A 5,004-nucleotide genomic window follows, 5' to 3' on the forward strand; every position below is an offset into this window, starting at 1 on the left:
CGGCGTGTCGCTGATCCAGAAGGCGCTGACAAAGTCGTCAACCAGTGACACGGCGGCAGAGACCGGCGTGACGCTTTCCGTCCAGATGGGCGACGATCAGCCGGTCACCTTCATTGCCGGACGCTATGCCACGGCCGGGCGGCGCAAATATGCAGGCACATGGGGTGAGGATGGCAACACGCCAAACGCCTTCTTTGTCGATGTTATCGAACTCACCAATCTGCCGGTGTCCGGGCTGGATGCGGTCTGGGCCGGTGACGACAAGGTGACCCTGCTGACCGGTGAGGAAGACGTCGCGCGCGGCTTTCCCGTGTCCGAATACCGCGTCGACGGCACGGATTACCTTTGGGTCAAATTCTATGATGGCAGCCAGACCACGGCAGACGCCTATCTTGTCGACAAATTCGGTGGCAATGCAGACCGGCCCTATGGCAGCGACCGGATCGGCCGGGGTTGCGCCTATGCGATTGTGACCTGCCGCTATAATACCGATCTGTTCTCAGGCGTGCCGTCGATGCTGTTCGAAGTGGGATCGATCCCGCTTTATGACCCGCGCGAAGATGGAAGCGTCGGCGGTGATGGCGATCAGCGCTGGGATGATGCCGCGACATGGGCACCGTCCAATAACCTCGCGGTGATCATCTATAACGTGATCCGTGGCGTCTATTACGGCGATCAGTGGATTTATGGCGGTCAGGATCTTTCCGCCTATCGTCTGCCCTTTTCCAACTGGGCAGCGGCGATGAATGAATGTGATGCGCTGGTCGACGATGGCAATGGCAACATGGTTGCGGCCTATCAGGGCGGCTATGAATTCTCCGGCGATGAACGCCCGCTTGATGCCATCGAGAAGCTGCGGCAGGCCTGCAATGCCCGGCTGGCGGAAGTCGGCGGGATCTTCAAGATACAGGTCGGCGCGCCGGGCAGTGCGGTCTATGCCTTTTCTGACGACGATGTGGTCATCACCAAGGGCCAGACCTTCAACCCGCATGGATCGCTTGACGATACGGTCAACGCGATTGAGGCGACCTATCCGGAACCGATTGAGAAGTGGTCAAGCAAGGATGCGCCCGGCCGCTATGACGATACGCTTGAAGCCGATGACGGTGACCGGCGCCTGCCTGCATCGGTGAGCTTTGAGGCCTGCCCCTATGGTGCTCAGGTGCAGCGGCTCATGCTGGCGATGCTGCAGGATGCAAGGCGGTTTCGCACACATCAGATCTGGCTGCCGCCGGAAGCCTGGCCGCTGGAACCAAACGACGTCGTATCATGGACGTCAACGCGCAACGGCTATTCTGCCAAGAAGTTTCTGGTGATTGCCGCCAGCGCGCCGATGAATGCCAATGTGCTTGTCTCGCTGAAAGAGATCGACCCGGCCGATTACGACTGGTCCGCGGCTGACGCCTTGCCGACGGTGACGGGCTGGATCGGTACGATTGAAGCGCCCTATCAGCAGATGACCGGCTGGACGGTGGAACCGGCCACCATGGCGGATGGCAACGGGATCGGCCGTCTTGCGGCCATCAGAGTGTCCTGCGGGGCGGGGATTGATGGCGTGACCGGCGTTGTCGTGCAGGTGCGCGAACGCGATAGCGGAGACGTGATCTTTTCCGGGCATCAATCGGCCTATGAAGATCCATACTCATGGATCATCGGGCCATTGCCGCCGCTGACATGGGTTGAGGCCCGCGGCCGGTTTGTCTCGGATCTGGCAATACAGGAATGGTCGGAATGGCTGGCGGTTGAAACGCCGAATGTCTCGTCGCTGATTGCCGATCTCGATGCACTCGGCGAAGACGTCAAGGCGCGCATGGAAGAGATGCAGAGCGAGCTTGACGACATTGTCGGGCGAAGGCTGGCGGATATTTCTGCGGCATTGTCGCTTCAGGGCAGCGTCGGCCTGCTGGAGCGTGTCGAGGTCCGCCAGCAGATCGGTGACGCCCTTGCCGAGATCGTCACTGAGCAGCTTGTGCGGGCGAGCGAAGACGAGGCGCTTGCACAAACCTTGACGCTTGTCGGGGCCGAGGTCACAGCAGCAACGGCAGCCGTGGCGCAGGAAACGACCGCAAGGGCTGCCGCTGATGAGGCATTGGCTGAAGAGATCGACACCGTGTCCGTCTCGCTCAATGACAGCTTTGCCGGTGGGCAGATTGCCTTTCGGGCTGCTGCCGATCAGTCGGGCGTTTCTGCCCGCTATTCGGTGATGCTGCGGGCAGGGACGGGTGGCGACTATATCGAAAGCGGCTTCTTCCTCGAGCTTTACAATGATGGCGGCACGCTGAAGAGCCGCTTTGCCGTCTCCGCCGATCAGTTCGTTGTTCTCGACAGCAATTCGAAGCCGTTCGTCTATGAGAACGGCACGCTCAAGACCTATGCGCTGCTGGCCGGATCGCTCAACATCAACAATCTGGTGACGATCAGCGAGGCCGGGCAGATCTCGATCAGGTCGGCAAGCTCCGGCCAGCGGCTGGAGATCAATAACAGCCTTGTGCAGGTCTATGACGGCAACGGCACTCTGCGTGTGCGCATGGGGATCTGGTGATGACGGCGGGCTTGCAGACATTCGATGCATCCGGCCGCATTGTTCTCGATACCACCAGCAGAACCGGCCGGGTGATCGGTGTCACCACGATCACCGGCACCAGCGGCAGCCATTCGGATGCCGGGCTTGCGACCGGCACGCCGTTCTTCTTCCTTGCCACCACAAGCCCGGCGGTGGCGAAGGCGGTGACGGTGACAATCTCCGGCACGACGATCAGCTGGACGATTGCCTCTGATCAGGCGTCCGGGTCCTATCCGCTTGTCTATGGGGTTTACTGATGACGGCCGGTGTCGAGATCCGCAATGAAAGCGGCATTCTTCAGCTTGATCAGACCTATGGTGTCTACAAGCTGGTCGATGCCCGGACGATTGCAACGGATGGCAGTGACAGCATTGTCAGCGGTGCGGCCTTTTACGGTTCCACCTTCTCATACACGGTGACGGCGGCTGACAGCGCGATTGTCTGTGTCCGTCCGGTGAGCGGCGGGGCCTGCGTCAATGTCGTCATTGCCGGGAATGGCGATGGCACGGTGACGGTTTCTGGCGCGATCGGCAGCGGATCGCAGGGGGCAAAAACTGCAGCGCTCTATCTCTTCGATGCCAGCCCCTACACCCATTCCGGTGATAATTTCGGGCTTGAGGTCTTCGACGATCAGGGGCGTTCGGTGTTCCATTCGTCCGATCGGGTCCTGCGGCTTTCGCAGACTTTTGTAAGCGGGCGGGATATGGCAATCCTGCCGGTCAAGCCCGCCGTTGCTGTCCGTGACTTCGCACAACAGGGGCTCTGGTACTATTGGGGCGCCTGGTATCTGACCGGCGACAGTTCCGCGCCGGTCAGCGTCTATCAATATCCGGTGGCACCGGTGGCGGGGTCTGTGAGCAGCGCCTCCGATCCTGATGTCTTCTATCTCCTCGCTGATGTAACAAACTACCTCTGAGGCTTCTCCCCATGACCCTATACACAACGGGCACGGTGACGCTGACCAATGGGTCGGCGGCCGTGACAGGCACCGGCACGGGCTGGCAGACGGCCGTGATCGCTGGCGGCGTGATCTATCCGGCGGCAGAAGGCAATGCCCTGCCGGTTGCCTCTGTTGACAGTGACACGACGATCACGGCGGCTGTCACCTGGCAGGGGGCAACCGGCACCTATGCTTATGCACTTGCCCGGCAGGATGACACGCAACAGGTGATCGCCAATGCCGTGGCGCTGGCCGACTATATCCAGCGGCTCAACAATCCGGCGCTCGCCTCCATTGCCGGGCTGACCCCTGCCGCTGACAGGCTGGCTTATTTTACCGGCACAAGTGCTGCGGGCCTTGCGACGCTGACAGGCTTTGCCCGGTCGCTGCTGGACGATGCCGATGCAAGTGCGGCACTGACGACACTTGGCGTTTCCGCCTTTGCCAGAACACTTCTGGATGATGGCGATGCAGCAACGGCACTGGCGACGCTTGGCGCGCTGGCCACATCCGGCGGCACGCTCACCGGCACGCTTGAGACCCGCAACCTGATTGCCAAGACGGGAACCGCCACTCCTGCAGGCGGCCGGTATTATTCCTATGCCTATGATGACCCGACCAAGCGCGCTTTCTTCTGCGGTTCCCAGCCTTCCGGCGCCCGGCCAAATGCCACGATTGGCGTCGAAAATGATTCTGAAGGGGTCAGCGCCTATCTGATTTTTACCTGCGACGGTGACTTCTCGGTGCCCGGCAGCATTACCGGTGCTGCGAAGAATTTCCGCATCGATCATCCTGTCATTGATGGCAAGTCTCTGGTCTTCGCCTCGACCGAAAGCCCGCATAACGGGATTGAGGCCTGGGGCACGGCGACACTGGTTGACGGTCAGGCAACGGTCGATATCGACGCGGCCTGTGGTCTGACGTCCGGAACATGGGCGGCGCTGGCGCAAAACACCATTGTCGTCAGTCTGGTCAATCAGGATGGCTTTGCCCGCATTCGTCCCGCGAAGACAGACGAAAACGTCTTTGAGATCATCTCAGAAGACGACACGGCAACCGACACAATCACATGGCTGGTCAAGGCCGACCGTGCCGATGCTGCCGTGAAGGCGCTCAACTATTGTGATCCCGCGACCGGGCTTTTGATCCCCGAACAGGACAAGCCATCTGAAACAAGCGAAGGGGTGGCCTGATGTTTCTTGGTCTTGCTCTTCGCCTTGGTGCGGCCGCCGGTGAGGCGGCCGGGTTCAGGCTGACGCCTGCGACACGAACGGACTGGCCAGCTGACGCGGCCGGGCTTGTGGTCGGCACCATCGTGCCGTCTTCGGATGGCGACTGGGCCAGCTACGATGTCGCGACCATGGCTGCGAGCGAATGGCCCGAAGATGACGCGGGCCGCATCGTCGGCACCATTACCCCTGATTTTAGCTGAGATGGAGGGTTTGCCCCATGGGTGACACCGCAGAAATCATTTCCGATCCGAGCGGCTGGTTCTCGGTCA

Annotated in this window: 5 protein-coding genes; all 5 read left to right on the forward strand. The window is 60.8% G+C overall.

Going from position 1 to position 5,004, the window contains the following annotated elements; translation table 11 throughout:
• The coding region (locus HCK86_RS23730) for a phage tail protein (RefSeq protein ID WP_176086968.1) at nucleotides 1-2,542 on the forward strand (2,542 nt) is incomplete at its 5' end.
• A complete protein-coding gene (locus tag HCK86_RS23735; RefSeq protein WP_176086969.1) occupies nucleotides 2,542-2,820 on the forward strand; it encodes a hypothetical protein in 279 nt (92 codons plus the stop codon). The genes HCK86_RS23730 and HCK86_RS23735, both read left to right, overlap by 1 nt.
• A complete protein-coding gene (locus HCK86_RS23740) occupies nucleotides 2,820-3,479 on the forward strand; it encodes a hypothetical protein (RefSeq protein ID WP_176086970.1) in 660 nt (219 codons plus the stop codon). Before HCK86_RS23735 ends, HCK86_RS23740 begins: the two co-directional genes overlap by 1 nt.
• 11 nt (nucleotides 3,480-3,490) lie before the next feature.
• Nucleotides 3,491-4,696 carry a hypothetical protein gene (locus HCK86_RS23745; RefSeq protein ID WP_176086971.1) on the forward strand — a complete coding sequence of 402 codons (1,206 nt, stop codon included), beginning with the start codon at nucleotides 3,491-3,493 and terminating at the stop codon, nucleotides 4,694-4,696.
• Complete coding sequence (locus HCK86_RS23750) at nucleotides 4,696-4,935, forward strand: hypothetical protein (RefSeq protein ID WP_176086972.1); 240 nt, start codon at nucleotides 4,696-4,698, stop codon at nucleotides 4,933-4,935. Before HCK86_RS23745 ends, HCK86_RS23750 begins: the two co-directional genes overlap by 1 nt.
• Nucleotides 4,936-5,004: the final 69 nt, after the last annotated feature.

Source organism: Martelella sp. HB161492, from assembly GCF_013184775.1.
GTDB lineage: Bacteria > Pseudomonadota > Alphaproteobacteria > Rhizobiales > Rhizobiaceae > Martelella.

What these genes read in the sequence shown, in the direction of transcription:
- HCK86_RS23735 (WP_176086969.1), top strand. Translation starts at nt 2,542, where the DNA reads ATGACGGCGGGCTTGCAGACATTCGATGCATCCGGCCGCATTGTTCTC.
- HCK86_RS23740 (WP_176086970.1), top strand. Translation starts at nt 2,820, where the DNA reads ATGACGGCCGGTGTCGAGATCCGCAATGAAAGCGGCATTCTTCAGCTT.
- HCK86_RS23745 (WP_176086971.1), top strand. Translation starts at nt 3,491, where the DNA reads ATGACCCTATACACAACGGGCACGGTGACGCTGACCAATGGGTCGGCG.
- HCK86_RS23750 (WP_176086972.1), top strand. Translation starts at nt 4,696, where the DNA reads ATGTTTCTTGGTCTTGCTCTTCGCCTTGGTGCGGCCGCCGGTGAGGCG.